This is a genomic window from Aureivirga sp. CE67 (assembly GCF_015767245.1).
Lineage (GTDB): Bacteria > Bacteroidota > Bacteroidia > Flavobacteriales > Flavobacteriaceae > Aureivirga.
This window is the reverse complement of the sequence record NZ_JADOTV010000028.1, coordinates 29,550-52,283: the sequence shown is the minus strand read 5'-3', so window position 1 is coordinate 52,283 and position 22,734 is coordinate 29,550. Positions and strand designations below refer to the sequence as shown.

General features: G+C 28.5%; 20 protein-coding genes. 12 read left to right on the top strand and 8 right to left on the bottom strand.

All coding sequences use genetic code 11. From position 1 onward, the window contains the following. Positions 1-149: 149 nt before the first annotated feature. Positions 150-1,655, bottom strand: coding sequence for a malate:quinone oxidoreductase (locus I0K12_RS20395; RefSeq protein WP_196890034.1), 1,506 nt, complete (start codon positions 1,653-1,655; stop codon positions 150-152). A 490-nt stretch (positions 1,656-2,145) separates the two neighbouring features. Between I0K12_RS20395 and I0K12_RS20390 the strand changes: the two genes are divergently transcribed. Further along, entirely contained in the window at positions 2,146-2,931 is a 786-nt protein-coding gene (locus I0K12_RS20390) for an RDD family protein (RefSeq protein WP_196890033.1), read from the top strand. A gap of 160 nt (positions 2,932-3,091) precedes the next feature. Here the strand turns inward: I0K12_RS20390 and I0K12_RS20385 are convergent, their stop codons facing one another. After that, positions 3,092-4,531: a T9SS type A sorting domain-containing protein gene (locus I0K12_RS20385; protein WP_196890032.1), complete on the bottom strand. Its 1,440-nt coding sequence runs from the start codon at positions 4,529-4,531 to the stop codon at positions 3,092-3,094. 215 nt (positions 4,532-4,746) lie between these two features. Here I0K12_RS20385 and I0K12_RS20380 point away from each other — a divergent pair, with 215 nt between their 5' ends. After that, positions 4,747-5,103 carry an SdpI family protein gene (locus I0K12_RS20380; RefSeq protein WP_196890031.1) on the top strand — a complete coding sequence of 119 codons (357 nt, stop codon included), beginning with the start codon at positions 4,747-4,749 and terminating at the stop codon, positions 5,101-5,103. 27 nt (positions 5,104-5,130) lie between these two features. On the opposite strand, the gene I0K12_RS20375 is transcribed toward I0K12_RS20380, so the two are convergent. Genes I0K12_RS20375 through I0K12_RS20365 form a run of 3 tightly spaced genes read right to left on the bottom strand, consistent with a single transcriptional unit; the run spans position 5,131 to position 7,476 of the window. Beyond that, on the bottom strand, positions 5,131-5,952 hold the full coding sequence (locus tag I0K12_RS20375; protein ID WP_196890030.1) for a hypothetical protein: 822 nt from the start codon (positions 5,950-5,952) through the stop codon (positions 5,131-5,133). 12 nt (positions 5,953-5,964) lie between these two features. Further along, complete coding sequence (locus tag I0K12_RS20370; protein WP_196890029.1) at positions 5,965-6,765, bottom strand: metal-dependent hydrolase; 801 nt, start codon at positions 6,763-6,765, stop codon at positions 5,965-5,967. Between the two features lie 3 nt (positions 6,766-6,768). After that, complete coding sequence (locus I0K12_RS20365) at positions 6,769-7,476, bottom strand: RDD family protein (protein ID WP_196890028.1); 708 nt, start codon at positions 7,474-7,476, stop codon at positions 6,769-6,771. 35 nt (positions 7,477-7,511) lie between these two features. On the opposite strand from I0K12_RS20365, the gene I0K12_RS20360 reads away from it, so the two are divergent. From I0K12_RS20360 to I0K12_RS20335, 6 genes are read left to right on the top strand one after another with little or no spacing between them, the layout of a single operon-like run. After that, on the top strand, positions 7,512-8,492 hold the full coding sequence (locus I0K12_RS20360) for a stage II sporulation protein M (protein ID WP_196890027.1): 981 nt from the start codon (positions 7,512-7,514) through the stop codon (positions 8,490-8,492). Beyond that, a complete protein-coding gene (locus I0K12_RS20355) occupies positions 8,476-9,285 on the top strand; it encodes a hypothetical protein (RefSeq protein WP_196890026.1) in 810 nt (269 codons plus the stop codon). The genes I0K12_RS20360 and I0K12_RS20355 overlap by 17 nt, the downstream gene beginning before the upstream one ends. A gap of 2 nt (positions 9,286-9,287) precedes the next feature. Next, positions 9,288-10,037, top strand: a complete 750-nt coding sequence (locus I0K12_RS20350; protein WP_196890025.1) for a DUF4129 domain-containing protein — start codon at positions 9,288-9,290, stop codon at positions 10,035-10,037. Continuing rightward, positions 10,037-11,293, top strand: a complete 1,257-nt coding sequence (locus I0K12_RS20345) for a DUF4350 domain-containing protein (RefSeq protein WP_196890024.1) — start codon at positions 10,037-10,039, stop codon at positions 11,291-11,293. The genes I0K12_RS20350 and I0K12_RS20345 overlap by 1 nt, the downstream gene beginning before the upstream one ends. Further along, a complete protein-coding gene (locus I0K12_RS20340; protein WP_196890023.1) occupies positions 11,280-12,266 on the top strand; it encodes an AAA family ATPase in 987 nt (328 codons plus the stop codon). Before I0K12_RS20345 ends, I0K12_RS20340 begins: the two co-directional genes overlap by 14 nt. Beyond that, positions 12,267-13,598: a DUF58 domain-containing protein gene (locus I0K12_RS20335; protein ID WP_196890022.1), complete on the top strand. Its 1,332-nt coding sequence runs from the start codon at positions 12,267-12,269 to the stop codon at positions 13,596-13,598. It begins immediately after the preceding gene. Between the two features lie 46 nt (positions 13,599-13,644). Here the strand turns inward: I0K12_RS20335 and I0K12_RS20330 are convergent, their stop codons facing one another. Next, positions 13,645-14,787 carry a cysteine desulfurase family protein gene (locus tag I0K12_RS20330; RefSeq protein WP_196890021.1) on the bottom strand — a complete coding sequence of 381 codons (1,143 nt, stop codon included), beginning with the start codon at positions 14,785-14,787 and terminating at the stop codon, positions 13,645-13,647. 92 nt (positions 14,788-14,879) lie between these two features. Here I0K12_RS20330 and I0K12_RS20325 point away from each other — a divergent pair, with 92 nt between their 5' ends. Genes I0K12_RS20325 through I0K12_RS20315 form a run of 3 tightly spaced genes read left to right on the top strand, consistent with a single transcriptional unit; the run spans position 14,880 to position 17,802 of the window. Continuing rightward, the gene (locus I0K12_RS20325; RefSeq protein WP_196890020.1) at positions 14,880-15,827 is read left to right on the top strand and encodes a hypothetical protein; all 948 of its coding nucleotides are present in this window, start codon (positions 14,880-14,882) and stop codon (positions 15,825-15,827) included. Positions 15,828-15,878: 51 nt separating this feature from the next. Then, positions 15,879-16,202 (top strand): antibiotic biosynthesis monooxygenase family protein, encoded by a 324-nt coding sequence (locus I0K12_RS20320; protein WP_196890019.1) that lies wholly within the window; start codon positions 15,879-15,881, stop codon positions 16,200-16,202. Continuing rightward, a complete protein-coding gene (locus I0K12_RS20315) occupies positions 16,183-17,802 on the top strand; it encodes an ABC transporter substrate-binding protein (protein ID WP_196890018.1) in 1,620 nt (539 codons plus the stop codon). Before I0K12_RS20320 ends, I0K12_RS20315 begins: the two co-directional genes overlap by 20 nt. Positions 17,803-18,028: 226 nt before the next feature. Here I0K12_RS20315 and I0K12_RS20310 read toward each other — a convergent pair whose 3' ends face one another. Next, a complete protein-coding gene (locus I0K12_RS20310) occupies positions 18,029-20,161 on the bottom strand; it encodes a T9SS type A sorting domain-containing protein (RefSeq protein ID WP_196890017.1) in 2,133 nt (710 codons plus the stop codon). Between the two features lie 292 nt (positions 20,162-20,453). Here I0K12_RS20310 and I0K12_RS20305 point away from each other — a divergent pair, with 292 nt between their 5' ends. Beyond that, positions 20,454-21,827 (top strand): S41 family peptidase, encoded by a 1,374-nt coding sequence (locus I0K12_RS20305; protein ID WP_196890016.1) that lies wholly within the window; start codon positions 20,454-20,456, stop codon positions 21,825-21,827. Between the two features lie 19 nt (positions 21,828-21,846). On the opposite strand, the gene I0K12_RS20300 is transcribed toward I0K12_RS20305, so the two are convergent. Beyond that, a complete protein-coding gene (locus I0K12_RS20300) occupies positions 21,847-22,656 on the bottom strand; it encodes a formate/nitrite transporter family protein (protein ID WP_196890015.1) in 810 nt (269 codons plus the stop codon). Positions 22,657-22,734: the final 78 nt, after the last annotated feature.

The window sequence follows — 22,734 nt, the reverse complement described above, 5'->3', positions numbered from 1 at the left end:
TTTACTACAAAGATCAAAAGAAAAATTGAATTTTAAGCAAATAAGAACAAAGTTAGCTTATAATAAAGATGAGTTGAATAAGATTTTTAAATCAAATTTATTTTTATGAAAAAGCCGTGTAAAAAGATATTAAGACCTATAAATATTATTTAAATTTTTAACCTTAATACATGATGTGTATGTTTTCTAGTTTCATGACAAAGCTTTTTGTTCTCGGAAAGTTTTTCTCCAAAAGTAGGAATCATTTCTTTTAATTTTTTTTGCCAAGCTTTTGTTTTCATTTTTTCATCAAAACAAGTTTGTATAACTTCTAGAATTATAGAGACAGAAGTGGAAGCTCCTGGTGACGCTCCAAGCAATGCGGCAATTGTTTTATCATCATGATGAACTACTTCTGTACCGAATTCTAAAATTCCACCTTGATCAGAATCTTTTTTAATGATTTGTACTCGTTGTCCTGCCATAACTAATTCCCAATCTTCCATTTTTGCTTCTGGCACATATTCTTGTAAAGCTTTAAAACGATCTTCTGGAGTTTGTCTAACTTGTTTAATCAAATATTCTGTAAGTGCTACATTATGAATTCCTGCTCCGATAATCGACATGATATTATCAAATTGAATAGAGGAAGGTAAATCCCAGAAAGAACCTTTTTTTAGAAATTTAGTACTAAATCCCGCATAAGGTCCGAAAAGTAAAGCTTTTTCTCCATTGATAACTCTTGTGTCAAGATGAGGAACAGACATAGGAGGAGAACCGACAGAAGCCAATCCATAAACTTTTGCATGATGTTTTTCAATTACTTCTTTATTCGTACACCTTAGCCATTCTCCGCTTACAGGAAAACCTCCAAATCCTTTTCCTTCATTGATATGTGATTTTTCTAAAAGTGGAAGAGCGCCACCTCCAGCACCAATAAACACAAATTTTGCTAAAACTTTTTTATGTGTTCTGTCTTTTAAATTTCTTGCATCAACTTCCCAAAGTCCATCTTTGTGTTGGTGTAAATGTGCAACTTCGTGTTTTAAAGATAGCGTTACGTTTTTATGTTCTATAAGTAGCGTGATTAATTTTCTGGTTAAACTACCGAAATTTACATCGGTTCCTAATTCGTTTCTGGTTGCCGCCATTTTCATTCCGTTTTTGCGACCTTCCATGATAAGTGGAATCCATTTTTGAAGTTGTTTTTTGTCTTCTGAAAAAATCATGTTTTCGAAAAGACAGTTTTCTTTCATGGTTTCATATCTTTTTTTAAGGAAATCCGAATTTTCGTCTCCCCAAACAAAACTCATATGTGGGTTGGAATTGATAAAATCTGATGGATTTGAAATCCATTTATGTTTTACCAAATAAGACCAAAACTGTTTTGAAATTTCAAATTTTTCTGCAACACCAACGGCTTTTTTGATATCAATTGTTCCGTCTTCTTTTTGTGGTGTATAATTTAATTCGCAAAGTCCGGAATGTCCTGTTCCTGCATTGTTCCAAGCGTCGGAACTTTCTAGAGCTACATCTTCTAATCGTTCGAAAATTTCGATGCTCCAGCTAGGTTCTAATAATTTAAGAAAAGTTCCTAAAGTTGCACTCATTATTCCTCCTCCAATCAATACAACATCTTTTACTTCTTGGTTATCTTTTGCAGAATATTCTTTCATCGTTAAAATTTTTAAACAGTGATTTACATAAATTTACGGAAAAAAGCTTAGTTTTTAAACAGTTGAAGATAAGTTGTGATTCTATTTAGATTTGAAGAGGTAACTGTGTTTTTCTTGCGAAAGGGATTGTAGTGGATAGCTTTTGTTTTTTTCAAAAATTAGAATTTCTTTGGCAACGGAGGCGACCTTAGAAGCCCACGGCTGCTTTAGAAATTCTTTTTTTGAAAAACAAAACTAGAAACGAAAAGCCCGACCTTTTTCTGAGTTTTTGGAAACGAAGAAAAATGGTTTCGCCCAAATTATAATTTTATTTCAATTGCTTTGTGTTTTTCATAAATTTAAACTTAGATATTATAAATAATTTGTTAGAATTTTTATTTTAGCCAAAATATTTAAATAAAATTCAGTTTGATATTTCAAATGATAAATATCTTACATTTGGAAAAATATTCTAAATATATTGCTAGTATAAACACGAAAAAAAAGAATTATGTACACGGATAAAGAAATACAGGAATTTGAATTTAAGAGAAAATTATCAAGTAGAAAACGAAGAATCGTTGCATTTACAATAGATCATTTTATTATTATTTCCATATTGATGACGATTATTTTTTCTATCATAGGTTTTGATAATGCTAGTCAATTGGATGTTTTTAAAAAACTAGGGAGCCTTGTTTTTGTTTTCATTTTAGCAATTGTTCTGTATCTGATAAAAGATGGATATAATGGGACGAGTATTGGGAAATGGATTATGGGAATCAAGATTAGAAGGATGGATGATTTGGAGAAAGCTCCTTCGTTTGGGCAGACTGTTGTTCGAAATTTATTGATTGTTATCTGGCCAATTGAGTTTATTTATTTTGCTTCAAATGAAAAAAAGCAGAGAATTGGAGATGTTTTAGCAAAAACGGTGGTTATAAAATCGGAGAAAAAATCTCCTGTCGGATTAAGAATTGGAACCATTATTTCTCTTGGTTTGACTGTTTGTTTTTTCCTTTTCTTTTTTGTGATTTCGACACTTAAACAATCAGATGCTTATAAAGCTTCGATAATGGCAATAGAAAATAATCCAGAAATATTGGAAGAAACTGGAGGAATTGAAGGTTATGGATTTTTTATGTCTGGTCAGGTAAATTATACGAATGATTATGGAGAAGCTGCTTTTGATATTTCTGTAAATGGGAAATTGAAAGATGTAAGTGTCAAAGCGTATCTGACAAAAGAATCAGACGGCGATTGGGTTGTGCAAGAATTACAAAATTATAATGAATAAAATTGGAAAGACTAATCAGATTTTTGGTTAGTCTTTTTTTTGGAATGAAGGAATTGATGTGATTTTAAATCAAAATATTCAAAACAATATTATGAAGCTGAAAATATAGAACCTGTTTAAAAATAGTTTTTCAACTAAAGATAAACAGGTTTGAAGTGTTTTATTTTTGAATTAAAATTGAAAAAGTTTTATTGTTATTTTCTTTTATAACTTTTGCGAAATATAATCCATTATCTAATTTATTCATTTGGAAATTTTGGATTTCAGAAATGATTTTTTGATCAAAAACCTTTTGACCTAAAGAATTATAAATTTCTATTTTAGAATTCTTCGCATTATTTATGGTGAAATTATTTTTGATTGGATTTGGGTATAAAGTAATTTCAGTTAGCGAATTATTTGATTTTTCTACATCTAATTCTGGGAAGTTGTAAATATATTTATATCTCTCTACAGGTTCATCTGTCAGAAGTTGGTAGCTTTCCGTTCTTTCTAATAAAACTCCATCTTCTACAATCGGAGTGTAAGTGGATTCAGAATGAAACCCGAAAGGAATTCCTTGAAAAGTATTTACGGTGCTTACATATCCATTTTCATAATTATAAACATATCGAGTAGTTGGTTCATATTCTGAATCAATATTGTTCCAGTTTGCATTTTCTTTTTCAGTTATTTGACCAGCATCATTTTTTACAACCTTAAATTTGGAACTTAAAATAAAATCTTCAGTTTCAGGATCCCAATAATAATACATTTGATTTGTAGTATTTCCATCATAAGTATAGATGTATTTCGCACTATTTTCAAACTGAGTTCCATCCGAAGAAGTTGCGTAATCGTATGATTCTAATAATTTATTATTGGTCAAATCATACACATACGATTCTTTTGAAGCTGGAGCATACATTTCATTATTATATTCGTAATATTCTTCTAAAATGGTGTTGTAGTTATCGTCAAATTGAATAATTCTTTTATAAAATAATTCCCACTCACTATCAGGTCCTTCTTTCGTTTCGATTTCTACGGTTGTTGTATTATTTTCTCCTTGTGTGTAAGTTAATCCTCTTTCAAATTCTATAAATTCATTTGCAGTTTCCGGAGATTTTACATATGCAGTATAATTTTCAATAAAATATCCATCATAAGTTAGAATAGCTTTTGTGAAAACTTCGCTATCTTCCTCAAAATAGTAACTATAATAATTAAGTTCAATTCTTCTACCGAATTCGTCATAAACGACACTTACTTCATTATATTTAATAAATTCTTCAACCGTAAAATTCCATTGATAAGAGCTTTCTTTAATTAATCTGTTTTCATCATCATACACATAAGTAGTTTTATATTCAGGAATAAATTCTTCATCTTCAGTATTCCAAAAATATATTTCTAAACGAACTTTGTTTCCGTTTGCATCAAATTCATAAACTTCTTTGTATTGATTTTCATATTCGTCTGTTCCCTCATTGAAAAGTTGTATCTGAATTTCTTCAATTTTAGGATTTCCCTCCGAAGAAGTTAGTAAAGAAACATTTTCATCATTAATTTGCCCGAAACTAATAAATGAAATAAAAAAAATAAGTAATGTATTTTTCATTTTAAAAGATTTTAATGTTCTCTATTAAAGTTAGTTAAATGAATTTTAAATAAATAGTGTTTTTGTCAATAATAATTATTTCTTTACTTTGAAATAGTAAGCTTTTAGATGAAGTGATAATTTGGTACTGAATTAATTATACTGTCTTATGAAATTTATTAGATAACTTTAAATTCAAGTTTTGTATAAATAAAAACTTTAAAAAAAAAGTAAAAATGTCAAAAGAAATAATTTCAATTTTAGTATTTGATTTCCTTATAATTTTGATTCCATTATTATTGTATTTATTTCCACCAAAAGAAATAAATTTCATGTATGGTTACAGAACAAAACGTTCGGTAAAGAATATTGAAAATTGGAGGTTTTCTCAGAAATATTTTGCGAAAAGATGGTTATTCGTTCCTATAATAGTTATTCTAACACAAATTGTATTGTATTTCACAGCAAATATAGATCTAACAAAAGAACCTCCTTTAATTCCAATTATTTCAATTATTGAATTTTTTATTGGAAGTGTTTTTTGTTTTTTATCTACAGAAAATCAATTAAAACAAATGAATAAAGAGAAATAGCTAAAAATAAAATAAGATCTCAATTTTTTATTTTATCGTTGTAAACTTTCTTAAAATAGTATCTTTTTTATGAAGAACTACTCTTTTAAAAACGGGTAAATTATCTGAAAATTTTATAGAATCTTTGTAAAAGCTACATTGCGTTTTTACATAATCTAAATCTTTATTCTTATAAAAATAATCTTTGAAAATTGTATCTTTTTCATCAAAAGTTATTTTAAGGCTAAAAAAAGGATCTAAACTTTTATTTCCTTTTATAATGATTTCTTTTGTGCTTTTTAAATTTCCATTTTCATAGTAAGTATAATATTTTACAGATTTTTTGAGGTGTTTTGATCCATCATCAAAATTGATATACTGATGATTCTTTTTTACTATTTTTTCATTTTCTATAATAAACTCAGCAATTTCAGGTGAAGTAGGAGAGGTGATTAAAATGGTATCTTTTCTTCTTTCAATATCAAATAAGTGTGGAATATCCGTGCAATTATGTAATGATTTAAAATAAAAGAAATTACTTTTCTCGTTAAATTTAGAAGTAAAACTTTTATAATGAGGGTAACTAATGTGTCTGACTTGATTTGAAGAGTCTTTAATCCAATAATTTCTGAATTCTAACTTTTGATATAATTCTTTAGATAATTTATCCGGATTTGGATGTTTTTTTTCAAAATATTGAATGCTGTCTTTGTTCCAATTTAAAGGAAGTTCGTAAAGGTTTTTTCTGTCACTTTTTAAAACTAAATAATCTATATCGTCGATGTATTCGACGTCTAGAGCTTTAAATTTTTCTTCATTGCAACTTAAAAATGCGAATATAGAAAGAAGGAAAAAGATTATTTTTTTCATGGGTTGATTTTTCTAAAAATATAACGGAATTTTAGAATCCAACCAAGCCATTTTATTATAGAGTTTTGTTCCAAGAATTTGCTTTTGAATTTCTTTAGATTGTTGCTCCATTTTTTGATAATTTTTGGTGTGACCTGTGTAAGAAAAATCTACAGAACGTGTATTTATTTGGTATAAAAAAAGAATTAACCCAAAAAAGAAAATAGAACACGCAATTTTTGATTTCAAGTGTTTTAATGTATTTGGAAAGAAATTTAGAAGAATATTTAAACTAAAAACAGAGAAAATAATTAAGAATAAATCGTAATTATTCCACCACCAAATTTTTCCGAAACCACCAACGTAATTTTTACTTGGGAATAATAAATTAACTCCTCTCCAAACACTTGCTGGCGTTGGCATATCTTCTAAAAGATGACAGAAATATCCTAGTGCAAAAGCAAAAATAATAAGTTGTTTTTCTTTAAAATATGAAAGGATATTTTTCGTTTTGAATTTCTTTTGAAATAGAATTTTAAACAGAAAAAATAATAGTATAAAAAGTAAAATAGCAAAAATAGAATGCATTGCTCCATGATGAGAATACCAAAATTTCCCGAAATAAATATCTTTACCAGAATGTGAAAGTTGAAATAATTTCCCAAATGTCATATCAAATTTTGACCAAAGTGAAATAGCATCAAAATCTGGAAGTGCACCACCCAAACCTCCAAAAAAAATAATGGAAAGCTTGTGTTTCCAGTTTTTTGTAGAAAAATTAGCTAAAACACTTCCTACAGCTAACCCTGTAAACATGTGGGAAATTAAATCCATGAATTATAATTGTGTGTAATAATTATAATCTTTTACAATTTTAGGAATAAAAGCAACAGGTTTTTCATTAGTTTCAATTCCTGTAATCTCTAAAACTCTATTATGTATTTTTAGAATGGTATTATAATCTCCACCTCTTAAAGATTGATTGTAAATTGATTTAATTGTTTCCACATCTTTAGCTGAAAGCGAAATAACTTGTGGATAAAGAGGAACGTAATTTTCCTCAATATTTGTTGCTAAAGTATCTTTTAGAGTAATTGTTTCTTTTTCATAAATTACCGTTGTATCTGCTGCAAAGTCTCCAAGTCTTTGCCCTTTTTTGCTAAATAAAACAGAAAGTAAAGCAACAGATCCTACAGCTGTAAAAATATCAATAATTCTTAAAAGCCATCTTAATATAAAATTGATAATTGTAGGATTATCTCCATTAATTTGAACTACACGAAGATTTAAAATTGTTTTCCCTGGAGTTTTACCATTACTAAGAATTTCATAAACCAAAGTAAATAACATTGCAGGTAAAGTACAGATTGTAATAACAAAAAAATTATTGGTCAAATTCAAGTCATTTATAAGATAAAGCATCACTAAAGAATAGACAGCAATTATAAGTAAATCAATCAAAGAAGCTCCAATTCTTTTTGTAGGAGGAGCAATATTTTGTGAAATAGTTATATTATGTGCTGTTTGAATTTGAAATCTTTCCATAATTTTATTTATTTTTGACAAAAATAGTTAAAAAAATGCATGAAGCAGCTTTTATAAAAAAGAATAAAGAAAAATGGCAACTTTTTGAAGATGTAATCCGAAATAACAAAGAGATTTCTCCTAATAAATTATCGGATTTATACATTGAAGTTACAGAGGATTTGAGCTATGCAGCAACATTTTATCCTGAAAGTAATATTGTAGTTTATCTTAATTCAATAGCAGCAGAATCACACCGAAAAATTTATAAAACCAAAAAAGAATCTAAGAAACGTCTGATTGATTTTTATAGATATGATTTTCCGATTATGTTCTATCAATATCAAAAACAATTACTGATTGCTTTTTCAGTTTTTGCTTTTTTTACTTTGGTTGGAATGTATTCTTCTTATGCGGATATAGATTTTGTAAGATTAATTCTAGGAGATGGATATGTAAATATGACTTTGGATAATATTGATAATAATGATCCGATGGCCGTTTATAAGGATAAAAATAAGATGGACATGTTTCTCGGAATTACGATAAATAATATTCGAGTAGCATTGCTTGCTTTTGCTTTCGGAATGTTTTTCACAGTTGGTTCTATTTATATCATGATGAAAAACGGAATTATGCTAGGTTCATTTTTATATTTTTTCATTGATAAAGATTTAATGTGGGAGTCTTTTCGTACAATTTGGATTCATGGTACCATTGAAATTTCGGTGATTATTATTGCAGGTTGCGCAGGTATGGTAATGGGAAATAGTATTCTCTTTCCCAAAACTTATTCCCGATTGGAATCTTTCAAAAAAGGAGCAAAAGATGGTGTAACCATAGTTTTAAGTACAGTACCATTTTTTATCCTAGCAGGATTTCTTGAAGGATATGTAACGCGACATACTGAAATGCCAGATTGGTTAGCAATTATGATTATTGGAGTATCCTTATTCATGGTTATTTTTTACTATGTGTATTACCCGATAAAATTGAATAAAGAATTAAAAAATAAGAATCATGATGCAGCTTTATAAATATAGAAAACTAGGAGATATCATCACGGATTCTTTTAAGTTTATCAGAGAAGAATCAGAGCGTTTCTTTTCTTTTTACTTAAAAATAATATGGATTTATATAGCAATAGCAATTTTTGTAGAATTTGCTTTTTTGTATTCTGCTACCAATTATGATATTTTAAGTTACACAGAAGTTATTTTAATAGAATCTTATTTAGGTTATTTCTTAGGTTTTTTTGTTAATATATTTTCTGCCGGAACTGTTTTAAATTATCTAAGATTATATAATGAAAATGAAGGAAAAGTAGAATATAAACTTTTAAGAAGAGGTGTTTACAAACGTTTTTGGAGTTATATAGGTTTATCTTTTATTATCTATTTAATAATTTTTGTAAGCTTCTTTATCATTGTGATTCCTGCAATTTATTTTGCAATTGTATTTTCAATGGGTTTTCCAATAATGATTATAGAAAATAAATCGGTAACGGATTCTATAGGAGAATGTTTTAAGTTGATTAAAGATAATTGGTGGGTGACATTTGGAACTATGATTGTAGTATTTCTTATTATTTATGTACTTACACTTTCTTTCTCTGTTCCAAGTATTGTTTATAACTATATTAAAGAAGGAGCTGGATTATATGAATATGGAGAAGATCCTCTTTATTTTGCTTTAAATTTATTAATAAGTATTGCTTCATACTTTCTAAATGCTATTTTGACATTTATGCTTGCTTTCACTTATTTTGATTTACATGAAATAAAGTATAAAACAGGAATCAATCGTTTAATTGAAAAAATTGGATCATAATTTTGAATAAAATATTAATAATAACCTTCACATTTCTGTTTTCAATTTGTAATGTGTTAGGTCAAGAAAAAGAAAAGAATATTATTTTAAACGAGGATAATTCTCCAATAATTCAGAAGAATTTTACTCCAAAAAATATAGAAAAATACAGAACAAATCCAGATTACAACTATAATCAAGATTTTCTTTTAGAAAGTTCCTTTGAAGAGTTTAAAAGAAATTTAGCTTTAAAAATAAGACAATTTGTTTTTGACTCTTTTGAGAAAGATACAGCCGAATCAATTGTAAAAGTTTTAGAGTTTATATTTAGATATTTACCTTATATACTTTTGATTGTTGTATTATTTTTTATCACAAAATTCTTTATCAAAAAAGGATATTTTACATTAAAATCTGCACCAAAAAACAGAAAAGTTATTTCGTTTACAGAAGAAGAAAAAATCATCAAAGAAGCAGATTTACCGAAGTTGATTCAAGATGCTGTGAAATCTGGAAATTATAGACTTGCTATCCGTTATCAATATTTATTTTTATTAAAGATACTACAAGATGCTGATAAAGTAATTTGGGCACAACAAAAAACAAATGAAGATTATTTCAAAGAAATTTCAGATACAGATTTGAAAAATAATTTTAGAATTGCTACAGATTTTTATGATCATGTTTGGTATGGAAACTTTGAAATTTCAGAAGTTGAATATCATTCTTTAATTATAAATTTTGAAAAAGTAAACAAAAACCTGCATAAATAATGAGTAAAAATAGAATATATATTATCGGATTACTTGTTGTTATCGTAATAGCAGTGATGTTTAAATCCAATGAGAAAAAAGAATTAGATTGGACAAAATCTTATTATGGGGAAGATAAAATTCCATACGGAACACAGGTCTTAAAAGAAAATTTACAAGATCTTTTTCCTAATACAAAAATTAAGGATTTAAATAGATCTACCTATGAGTTTTTGACAGATATTGAGTATCCAGATAATGGATCTTTAGTTTATATCAATAATTATGTGAATTTTGACGAATATGAATTCGATGAGATTCTTGATTTTGTAAATAAAGGAAATGACGTTTTTATTTCGTCTAATTATATCGAAATTGATACGCTGAGAGTAAATACAAAACAGTTTTTTACAGAAGTTGCCAATTTTGAAAGTATATTAGAAGAAGAAAATGAAACAGGTGAAAGAATTGTTTTTGATGCAAAATATCATACTCTTGTAAATGAAAATTTCAAACTAGGAGACATTTTCTATGAAAGAGAAAATAATAATGAAGAATTCTTTGTAATTGATACCTTAAATACAACAGTTCTTGGAAAAACAGGATTTGTTTCTACAAAAGGAGAAGACGAGCAAGTTAATTTTATCAAAGTTCCTTTTGGTTCAGGTAATTTTTATCTGCACACTTTCCCAGAAGCATTTACGAATTATTTTGTTTTAAAAGATAAAAACTATGAATATACCGCCTCGGTTTTGTCTTATTTAAAAGATCCAGAAATTATTTATTGGGATGAATATTACAAAATAGGAAAACCAACAACAACCTCTTCAATGCAACATATTTTAAATGATTCTAATTTGAAATGGGCGTATTATATAGCTCTAATTGGAGTGGTGTTTTTTATTGTTTTTAAAAGAAAAAGAGAGCAGAGGATTGTTCCAGTAATTGAGCCTGTAAAAAATAATACACTTGCATTCGTAAATACTGTTGCAGGAATGTATTTTAATAAAGAATCGCATAAAGAAATTGCGCTTCAGAAAATTAATTTTTTCTACACACAAGTTCGAACAAAATATCATGTTGATATGTCAAGAATTGATAATGAATTTATTGAAGATCTTGCGTACAAATCAAATTCGGATAAAGAAGAATTGAAAACGCTTTTTAGCTATTTAGAATATATTGAATCATTAGATATAATAACAGAAGACCAACTGATCAAAATAAATCAGTTTATAGAAAAATTTAATAATAAAGATATTTATGGAAGAAAATAAAGAAATAAGTTTTGAAAGTAGAGTTGATTTAGAATCATTGAAAAATGCAATCGAAAAGATAAAAGATCAAGTTGGAAGAGTTTTAGTTGGTCAAGAAGAGTTTCTTGAGTTTTTAATTATTGCTTTACTTTCTGATGGACATGTGCTAATAGAAGGAGTGCCAGGTATAGCAAAAACAGTAACTGCAAAAATGCTTGCAAAAACAATTGCTACAGAGTTTAATAGAATTCAATTTACACCAGATTTAATGCCGTCGGATGTAATTGGAACTTCGGTGTTGAATATGAGTACAACAAATTTTGAATTCAAACCTGGGCCAATTTTTTCTAATTTAGTTTTAATTGACGAGATTAACCGAGCTCCTGCAAAAACACAATCTGCTCTTTTTGAGGTAATGGAAGAAAAGCAAATTACAGTAGATGGAATTACCTATAATATGCAATCTCCATTTATGGTTCTTGCAACTCAAAATCCAATTGAGCAAGAAGGAACTTATGCTTTACCAGAAGCACAGTTAGATAGATTTTTATTTAAAATTATGGTAGAATATCCTTCTGTAGAAAATGAAATTAAGATTCTACAAATGCATAATGAGCGTAAAGGAAAGAAACAAGAATCTTATGTAGAAAGTATCATTAGCGAGTCGGAATTAAAAGAGATCAAAGAAAGTTTAAATGATATTATTGTAAATGAAAAGTTGTTCGCTTATATCGTCGAAATTATTTCTAAAACAAGAACGCACCAGTATTTAAGTTTAGGAGGTTCGCCAAGAGCAAGTTTAGCTATTTTACAAGCATCAAAAGCTTCAGCAGCTATAAAAGGAAGAGATTTCGTAACGCCAGATGATGTGAAAAAAGTAATTCCTGCAGTGTTAAGACATAGAATTATTTTGACGCCAGAAAAAGAAATGGAAGGAATGACAGCTGATAAAGTTATTGAAATGATTGTACAATCAGTAGAAGTACCTAGATAGATGAATTTTTTTAAAAGTTTATATATTCATAATAGGTTTTTTCTTTATATCTCTGGGATTTCGCTCATTTTTCTTGTAGGAAAATGGGTGCCTTTTCTTGCAAAATTGTCTTGGATTGTAGTTTGGGCTTTTGTCTTTTTCTCTATTTTAGATATTTTTCTATTATTTAGATTGAAAAACGGGTTTTCTGCTTCAAGAACTGTAAACGATAAATTATCAAATTCAGATGAAAATAATATCGTTATTCAGCTTGAAAATAATTACGGAATGTCTTTAGATATTAAAGTTATAGATGAAATTCCTATTCAGTTTCAAAAAAGAGATTTTAATTATAAATCTACTATAGCGCAGCATAGTAAAAAGTCTTTTGAATATCAATTACGACCAACAGAAAGAGGAGGATATGAATTTGGAAATATTCTAGTTTTTGCTTCTTCTTTTTTAAGAATTTTTTCTAGAAAATATCTTTTTGATGCACAAAGATCTGTTTGTGTTTATCCTTCGTATATTCAGATGCAAAAATATTCTTTCTTAGCAATGAGTAATCGTTTGCATGAATTTGGTTTGAAAAAAATCAGAAGAATAGGGCATACGATGGAATTTGAAAAAATCAAAGAATATACAGATGGAGATGATGCAAGAACAATCAATTGGAAGGCAACGGCGAAAAGAGCGCAAATTATGGTAAATCAATATCAAGATGAGCGAGCACAACCAATTTATTCTCTGATTGATATGGGAAGATCGATGAAAATGCCTTTTGATGGATTAAAATTGATTGATTATGCGATTAATTCAACTTTAGCATTTTCAAATGTTGGAATTATAAAAGGAGATAAAACAGGATTGATTACTTTTTCAAATACAATTGAAACAATTATTCCTGCAAGTCAAAAGAAAACGCATCTGAATACCATAAATGAAGCTTTGTATAATTTAGATACAGATTTCTCTGAATCGAATTTTGGTGTTTTATACAATATGATTCGAAAGAAAATTACACAAAGAAGTTTATTGATTTTGTATACGAATTTTGAACACCAAACAAGTTTAAAACGTCAGATGCCTTTTATTACTGCTTTGGCTAAAAAACATTTATTGTTGGTGGTTTTCTTTAAAAATTCAGAATTGAATGAGAAAATTAATTCCAAAGCAGAAACGGTGAGCGACATTTATGAAAAGACAATTGCAGAAAAATTTGATTATGAGAAAAGATTAATCGTAAAAGAATTAGAAAAGTCAGGAATAAAAACCCTTCTGACAAACCCTTCTGAATTATCTGTAAATGTGATTAATAAATATCATCAATTTAAAGCGAAAGGATTGATATAATAAAACAAAAACCTCTTCAAATTTGAAGAGGTTTTTTGTTATGAAATTATTTATTCAAAATCCCTTTTAGAATTTCTATTACTTTATCTATTTCTTCTTTAGTATTAAATTTACTGAAAGAAAAACGCACAGAAGTTTTGTTTTCTTCAGATTTAGGTAGAATTGTGTTTAAAACATGAGAACCTTTGTTGCTTCCACTTTGACAAGCACTTCCTCCAGAAACTGCAACACCTTTTAAGTCCATACTGAATAAAAACATTGGATCTTCTTTTGGAAAACGAACACTTGTAGTGATATAACTACTTTTTTCTAAATCTCCAGAAGTTCCGTTGAAATCTATATTTTCAAAATTTTCGTTTAATTTCTCAATGAAATACTTTTTTAAACCTAAAATATAATCATGATCTTCTTCTAAGTTTTCATAAGCTATTTCCATCGCTTTTCCCATTCCAAGAATGCTGTGTACATTTTCTGTTCCAGCTCTAGCACCTTTTTCTTGTTCACCACCAATTAGCATTGGTTTTACTCCAAAACCTTTTTTGAAATAAGCAAAACCAACTCCTTTTGGACCATGAAATTTATGTGCACTTGCTGTGATAAAATCTATTGGAGTTTTTTGTAAATCTAATGTGTAATGCCCGATTGCTTGTACAGTATCCGAATGAAAAAGTGCATTGTATTCTTGACAAAGACGACAAATATCATCTGCTGGAATAATATTTCCAATTTCATTATTGATGTACATTAAAGTCACTAAAACATTTTCATTTTCAGAAAGAAGTTTTCTTAAATGCTTTAAATCAATATCTCCATTTTCGTCCACATCAACAAAAAGTAATTGTACATCAAATTCTTTTTGTAAATCTTTTACCGTATTTAAAACTGCATGATGTTCAATTTTACTTGAAATAATAGTTTTTACTCCAAGGTTTACAACAGCATTTCTTAAAATTAAATTATCAGCTTCACTACCTCCAGCAGTGAAAATAATTTCACTAGAAGTAACATTCAAATATTTCGCAATCGTCTTTCGAACCTTTTCTACTAAAGATTTCGCCTTTCGTCCAACTCCATGACTAGAAGATGGATTACCGTAAATCGTTTGCATAGATTCAAAAACTACTTCTGCAACTTGCTTATCTATAGGAGTAGTAGCCGCATTATCGAAATATATTGTGTTTGCGTTCATTTTTTTATGGATTATTTTCTGTGCAAAAGTAGAAAATCTCTAGAAAACTTCGTTTAAAGTGTGTACATTTGTTTTAGAATAAAGAAAAAAATATGAGGAAATATCTTTTACTATTAGGTCTTGGAGTTTTAGCTCTTTCTTGTGATGACGGGGATTTCAGTGAGCCAAGTTTTGATTTTACAGAAACAATCAATTATTGTAATGATGGAGATAATCTTTTTGTCTTGCATAAAGAAAATACAAGCAAAGTAGAATCTTTGATTTTAACTTTGACAGATAATCAAATTAGAAATAGTACTGCTGAGGTTACTCCAGTAAATATATCTGAAACAGGAAATATTACTTCAAACTACAGGTTGTTTTCAGATCCTGTAGATAATAATTATTTCTGTTCAAATGTTCCGCCAACAGCGCCAGGAACTGCTAGAAACTGGGTTGGAGTTGATGGAATTGTAAATGTGAAAAATATTGCAATTGTTGATGAAGACGAACCGACAGATACTACGGCTTTTGAGCATAATATTATAATCAATAATTATACTTTAGAAAGTAACGGAGAGACTTTACAGTTTAGCGAATATTATTACGGAAAGTTTACTACGCCTTATAACAGTACTTATATTCCTTCTTTATTTAATTTTACAGATGTTGTGGGAGTTTGTAATGAATTTACATTGCACAGAGTAAATGAACAAGAAAACGAAGCGATGGGAATTAATATCAATCCTTCTATTTTGCCAACAACAGCAGGAACTGTAGAAATTGATTTAGAAGATAATTCAGATATTTTTGTGAATTATAGATTGTTTGCAACAGAAGTAGATTCTGGAGAATATTTTTGTGCTGGAATTCCGCCAACTACACCAGAAATTATTAAAAACTGGGAAGGATCAGCAGGGAAAGTAAATGTTGTTACAACAGTAAGCGGAAGTGAACTTACACACACAATTGTGATCACAGAATTAGTGTTTAACGGAAATGCGGATGCTTGGCCGTTTGATACGGATTATACATTCGGAAGTTTCACTAGACAATTATAACATACTTAAAGCTTGAAAATTACTTTTTTTCAAGCTTTTTATTTTTTTACAATGAAAAAAACAAAAGATTTTACAAATTGTTATGCCGTAATTTTTGTTTCTGAAAGAACTGATTTTGATGAAGAAGGTTATCAAAAGATGGCTGTAGAAATAGAAAATTTAGTTCACAAACAAAATGGTTTTCTTGGTTTGGATTTTGGTAAAGATGAAAAACGAATTACCATTTCTTATTGGGAAACTTTAGAAGATATCAAAAATTGGAAAAACAATCCAAGACATCAGAAGGCAATAGCTGATGGAAAAGCGAAATGGTATAAAAATTACAGTTTGAGAATTTGTAAAATTGAAAAATCATATGATTGGGAATTACTTTAGATATTTACTTTTAATTTTTTTGCTTTTTGGTTTAAATTCTTGTGTTTCTGAAAAAGAAAAGAAAAAGAGTTTGGAGGTTTTTAGATACAACGAACATTCAAATATTTCTTCTCTTGATCCAGCTTTTGCGAAGAATTTAGCTAATGTTTGGGCAACAAATCAATTGTTTAATGGTTTGGTTCAACTAGATGATAGTTTGCATGTTCGACCAGATATTGCAAAAAAATGGGAAATTTCTGAAGATGGATTAGAATATACTTTTACACTTCGAGAAGATGTGTTTTTTCATAAACATATTTTATTTGGAAAAGATAGTACAAGAGCTGTAAATGCTAAAGATTTTGTTTATAGTTTTGATAGATTAACTTCCAAAAAAGTTGCCTCTCCTGGAAGATGGGTAATGAAAAATGTTTCAGAATACAAAGCTGAAAATGATACTACTTTCATTATCAAATTAAAAAATCCATTTCCGCCTTTTTTAGGTTTACTTTCAATGCGATATTGTTCTGTTGTTCCTAAAGAAATAGTAGAAAATAAAGAACATTCTTTTCGAGATCATCCGATTGGAACTGGACCTTTTTATTTTAAACTTTGGGTAGAAAATATCAAATTGATTTTTAGGAAAAATAATAATTATCATGAGGTGAATAGAGAAGGAGAGAAGTTGCCGCATTTGGAAGCTGTTGCGATTACTTTTTTACCAGATAAACAAAGTGAGTTTATGCAGTTTGTAGAAGGAAATATTGATTTTCTTTCTGGAATTGCTCCTTCGTATAAAGATGAACTTTTGACTTTTGAAGGAACTTTACAGAATAGATATGAAGGAAAAGTAAATATGGTAAAAAGTCCGTATTTAAATACAGAATATCTAGGGATTTATATGGATGTTCCGAATGAAAATCCTACACATTCTTTATTGATTAGAAAAGCAATGAATTTTGGTTTTGATCGAAAAAAGATGTTGAAATATTTGAGAAATAATATTGGTTATCCAGCAGAAAGTGGAATGATTCCGAAAGGTTTACCTTCTTATTCTGGAGAGAAATTTATTTATTATGATAAAGATCTTGCGCTAAAATATGTGGAAGAATATAAAAAGAAAACCAATAATTTGAATCCGAAAGTTCGTATAACAACAAATAGTCAATATTTGGATTTGTGTGAATTTATTCAGCGCGAAATTGAGAAAATCGGAATTCAGGTTGCTGTAGATGTTGTACCTCCTTCAGCTTTGAGAGATGGGAAAGCAAATGGGAAATATGAAATTTTTAGAGCTAGTTGGGTCGCAGATTATCCAGATGCGGAGAATTATCTTTCTTTGTTTTATGGTGGGAATTTTGCGCCAAATGGACCTAATTATACGCACTATAAAAATACTGAATTTGATGCGATTTATACGGAAGCAATTTCTACAGTAGATAATTCGAAAAGATATGATTTGTATCAAAAAATGGATAGTTTGATGATGAAAGATGCTCCAGTGATTCCTTTGTATTATGATGAAGTAATTCGTTTTTCTCAGAAGAATGTAGAAGGATTAGGAATTAATCCAATTAATTTATTGGTATTGAAAAATGTAAAGAAACTTCCTGTGAAGTAAAGTTTTCCTTTTTTATCGAAAACTTGGCTTAGGGATAGTAGCGGCATCCTTTTTTGCTTTTCTTCATACTGCTGCTTTAGCAAAAAAGATATAGTGGATAGCCCGACCTTTTCCTGTAGTTTTTACGGAAGGAAAAAGGGAAGCTCCAAAGAATTATAAATAAAAAATCCGTCTATCTTGAGATAAACGGATTCATTATTACAGATAAACCACTATCCTAACTTCATTATTGAATAATTAATTTTTCGATTAATTGTTCATTGTCTGAAGATGTTTTGACTAAATAAATTCCTGTTGTCAAATGTTCTAAGTTTAAGAATTCATTAGTTGTATAGTTAGCGTAATTTTGAACAAAAACAGTTTTACCATGAATATCACAAATTTCGATTTTTTTGATAGAGTAATTTTTTGTTGAAATTTGCACACTGTTTTTTGCAGGATTAGGGTGTATGCTGAATGATTTTAGGTTGTTTTTTTCTATGTTTAATTTTTGAATTGTCGTTTTTGCTGTGTTGGTGATAATTGGAGCATTGTAATCAAAAAAGATGTCAGCTTTATTTTTAAATTCTACATCAATATTTAGATTTTCTAAAGTTTTGATTTTATAAACTACATATCCATCGTTTGTTGCATCTTCGAAAGGAAGCATGATGTTGTCAAAATAAAAAGTTAGTTTATTTCCTTCCAAAGTCATTTTGCATTCGTGACTAGAATTGATAAGTTTAATGGTGTTTAGATCAAAAACTTCTTCATCAATTTCATTATCAATATGAATATTTACAGCACTTGCACTTCCTGTGTTTTCAAATCGAATTTTGTAGGTTAAATAATCTCCAATTTGTTCTTCTTTAATAGAATCTCCTTCTAGGCAAGTGATGTCATTTGGATCGTAAGAATTGACAATCATTTGTGCTAAATAACTTTCGTTTAATTCAGTTGATGGGTTCATATTGTCAAAAGCTTTTGCAGAAAAAATCAATGTATCACCGCCATTTAATGGGAAATCATCTAAAGGTGTGTTTAATTCAAAATCAACGATAATTTCTCTTTTTTCAAATGGTAAAAGGTTTGAGAAATCCCAAACTATATTGTCGCTGTTAATCGTTGCATCTGCAGGAATAGAGGAAATATAGTCTGAGAAATTTGCTTCAAAACTTAATTGGATATTACCGTTTAAGATTGTGTTTCCAGTGTTTTCATAGATTAATAAATAAGAAGCTTGAAAACCTGGGCGAGCTTCACTTTTTGGAATTATAGTAATGTCAATATTTTTATTTGATGCTTTTGGTTGGATACAAAAGTTTTCTTCAAGAAAGTAAATGGATTGTTCTTCCGAGAAACTAACTTCTACTTCTGATGGATAAATATCGAACAAATCATCATTTTCTAGAATAGGAGTTACTGTATATTGTCCATCTGTTGGAAAAGGAATTGTATAGTTTTCTTCATTTGAACAATACATAAAATCAATTCCGTTGTTATTTGTGATTTTAAAGTTGATGATGGAATTTAGTTTTTCATCTTCTTCACAACCATTATCATCTGCATCTAAAAAGATGTTTCCTTCTAATGAATAAATATCTCTGATTTTTTCTACTGTGCAAAAATCGTTAACGATACAATTTGGTAACTGATTTGAAATGTATTCTTCATAATATGCTATCTCAGGTTCGTTTGTACAAATATATTCTAGAGGTGTAAGTTGAAAATTAAAAATAGTAAGAGGATTTCCATTATTGATAAAAAGGATTTCCATCGGATTATTAATAATACTTAAACTATGTAGAAAATTGTTGCTTGAAAGATCTAAATCATTTAATTGATTATGATTTGCATTTAATAGAGAAAGTTCTGTGTTGCTTTCTAAATTTAAAGATTCAATATTATTTAAACTACAATTTAAATATAAAAGAGATGTGTTTTCTTCTAGGTTTAATTCATTTAGCATGTTGTTTTCAATAGTCAAAGAAGTTAATTCTAAATTATTTGAAACATTAATATTTTGTAGCAGGTTATTAGAAATATTTAGGCTTCTTAATTCTGAAATATTAGATAAATCTATGCTTTCTATATTATTGTTTTTTAAATCTAAAGATTTTAGATTGTTAAAGTGATGCAGTTCATTAAAGGTAGTGATATTTAAATCGTTAACTTTTAGGCTGAAAATGCTTTCTGCTTCGTCAAATGAAATTTCATTATCATTATTTGTGTCAGCATTAGAATCCATTGCTCCATCATTGTTTGTATCAACACAGTTAGTGCTGATTAGATAATTTTTTAAATCATCGTTAGAAAATGAAATGTTTTGTGCAAAAATCATTTCCGTAAACAATAATAGAATTAAAACTAATTTCTTCATCAATTTAATATTTTAACAACTTTTTCTAAAAGTTTAATAGTTAGTGGTTTAGTATTTTAGCGGGGCAAAACTAAAATTATCTATTAATAAAGCAATAGCCTATAGTGGAAAAACCTTGAAAGTAGCCATGAAAATAACGGTATTCCGGTATGAGTTGTTAACCTTTTATTTTTTTTAGATTAAACTTGATTTAACATTGAAAAAAAATGTCAAAACTGTTACAATTGTTTTTATAAATAGTCTTTAATGAAGAACAATACAAAATCACGAATTAATTTAAAAAATTAACCACATGAAGAAAATATTATCAATACTGCTGTTTAGTGTTTTTACTTTTCAATTTCAAGCACAAGAATTACCGAATACTTTATCAAAAACAGATAAGATTTATGGATTGTCAAAATTTTGGCAAGAGGTGAATTATAATTTTATTTATTTAAATGATATTGATAAGGAGGAATGGGATAAATTATATCAGAAAATGCTGGTAGATGTTCAAGAAACTAAAAATGATTATGAATATTATAGATTATTAAAAAAGTTTTGTGCTTTTCTAAAAGATGGACATACGAATGTTTATTATCCTGAGGCGATTCAAGAACAAAATTTTACTACTTATTTTGGAGAATATCGAATTGTTCTTAAGAATATTCAAGGGAAAGCGATAATTGTAAGAGTGAATAAAAGTAAAAAAGATGAATTGCCGATTGGAACAGAAATCGTAAAAGTAAATGGAATTCCATCTAAAGAATATAGAGAGAAAAATGTAAAACCTTATATGAGTTCTTCAACAGATTATGTTTTAGAAGATGCTTCTACTTTATTTATGCTTCAAGGTTTAAAAGGAACTGAATATGAATTGGAATTAAAGTTACCAAATGGAAAAACTAAAATGTTACATGTTGTACATGAAGAAACTACAGAAAAAGAAGTTTATCCACCTTATGATGATAAGTTATTTAAATTTAAATGGTTGAAAAATAAAACAGCTTATGTTTCGCTAAATTCTTTTAATGATCCTAAAATTATTGAAGATTTTAGAGCTATTTTACCTGATCTGAAAAAAGCTAAAAAATTAATTATTGATTTAAGATATAATGGTGGTGGGAATTCAACTACAGGATTAGAGATTTTAAAGCATTTATCAAATGATACTATTTTTTATGGTTCAAAAACAAGAACTCGTATGAATTTACCAGCATATAAAGCTTGGGGAGGTTGGGTTGAGCCTAAAGATACAGTAAATAATGAAAGAGCAAAAAAATGGTTTTTAGCAGCACAGGATAAATTATATTTTGATATGGAAGATATGGTAGGTACTTCAGGTCCAAATATCAAAACTAGACTTGTAGTTCCAACAGCTGTTTTGATAGGTCATAATACAGCGTCAGCTGCAGAAGATTTTCTTATTTATGCTGATAATCAAAAACATTTTACAAAAATAGGAGTTCCAACAAACGGAAGTACAGGGCAACCACTTTTTATGAAATTACCAGGAGGTGGACAAGCAAGAGTTTGTTCGAAAGAAGATTTGTATCCTGATGGAAGAAAATTTGTAGGAGTAGGTATTCAGCCAGATATTGTTGTAGAAAAAACAGTTGAAGATTTTATCAATGATGAAGATCCTGTTTTAGAATATGCTGTGAAGTATTTGAAAAAACAATAAAAGATAAAAAGAAGTCCAACTAATTCGTTGGACTTTCTTCTTTTTTTATAAAAATATAACCGTATAACATCCCTACGAATACTGCTCCTCCAAGAATATTTCCTAGAGTAGTCGGAAGTAAATTCTTCCATAAAAAAGTTCCAATCGAAATATCAGCTCCGTGTAACATAGCATTTGGAATAAAGAACATGTTTGCAATACTATGTTCAAAACCAAAAGTCACGAAAGCCATAATTGGAAACCAAATTGCTAAAACTTTACCTGAAGTACCTTTAGCTCCATATGCTGACCAAATTGCAAGACAAACTAACCAATTTGCTCCAACTCCTTTCCAAAATGTTTTCCAAAAAGGATTACTTGTTTTTGCAACAGCAATATTGATAGAACTTTCTAGATAAGGCTCAGTAGCCAAGATTCCTGTTAAATAGACCAAGAAAAATGCGATGAAAATGGAACCGATAAAGTTCCCGAAATAAGAAACAGACCAAACTTTTAATAAATTTTTAAAGGATGCTTTTTTTTGTAAAACCGGAATGGTCATTACTGCACAATCGCTGGTAAATAAATCTGCTCCAGCTAGTACAACTAAAATTAATCCTACTGGGAAAACTGCACCAAATAAGAATTTTTGTAATCCTGGGTTTTCAGCTCCAATTCCTACAGAACCTCCACCAACTATGATTGCTAAAATACAACCAAAGGCTACAAAGGCTCCTCCTAAAATACTTAATAAAATAAATTTATTGAAGCTAAACTTTTCTTTCTTTGAAGCATTGTTATATACTTCGTTAATTACGGGGTTTTCGTATATTTTTTGATCCGTCATCATCTATCCTGTCTTATAAAGTAGGGCAAAATTATACTTTTAATATTATTTAGAACTGATTTAAATCAGTAAAAATTCGAA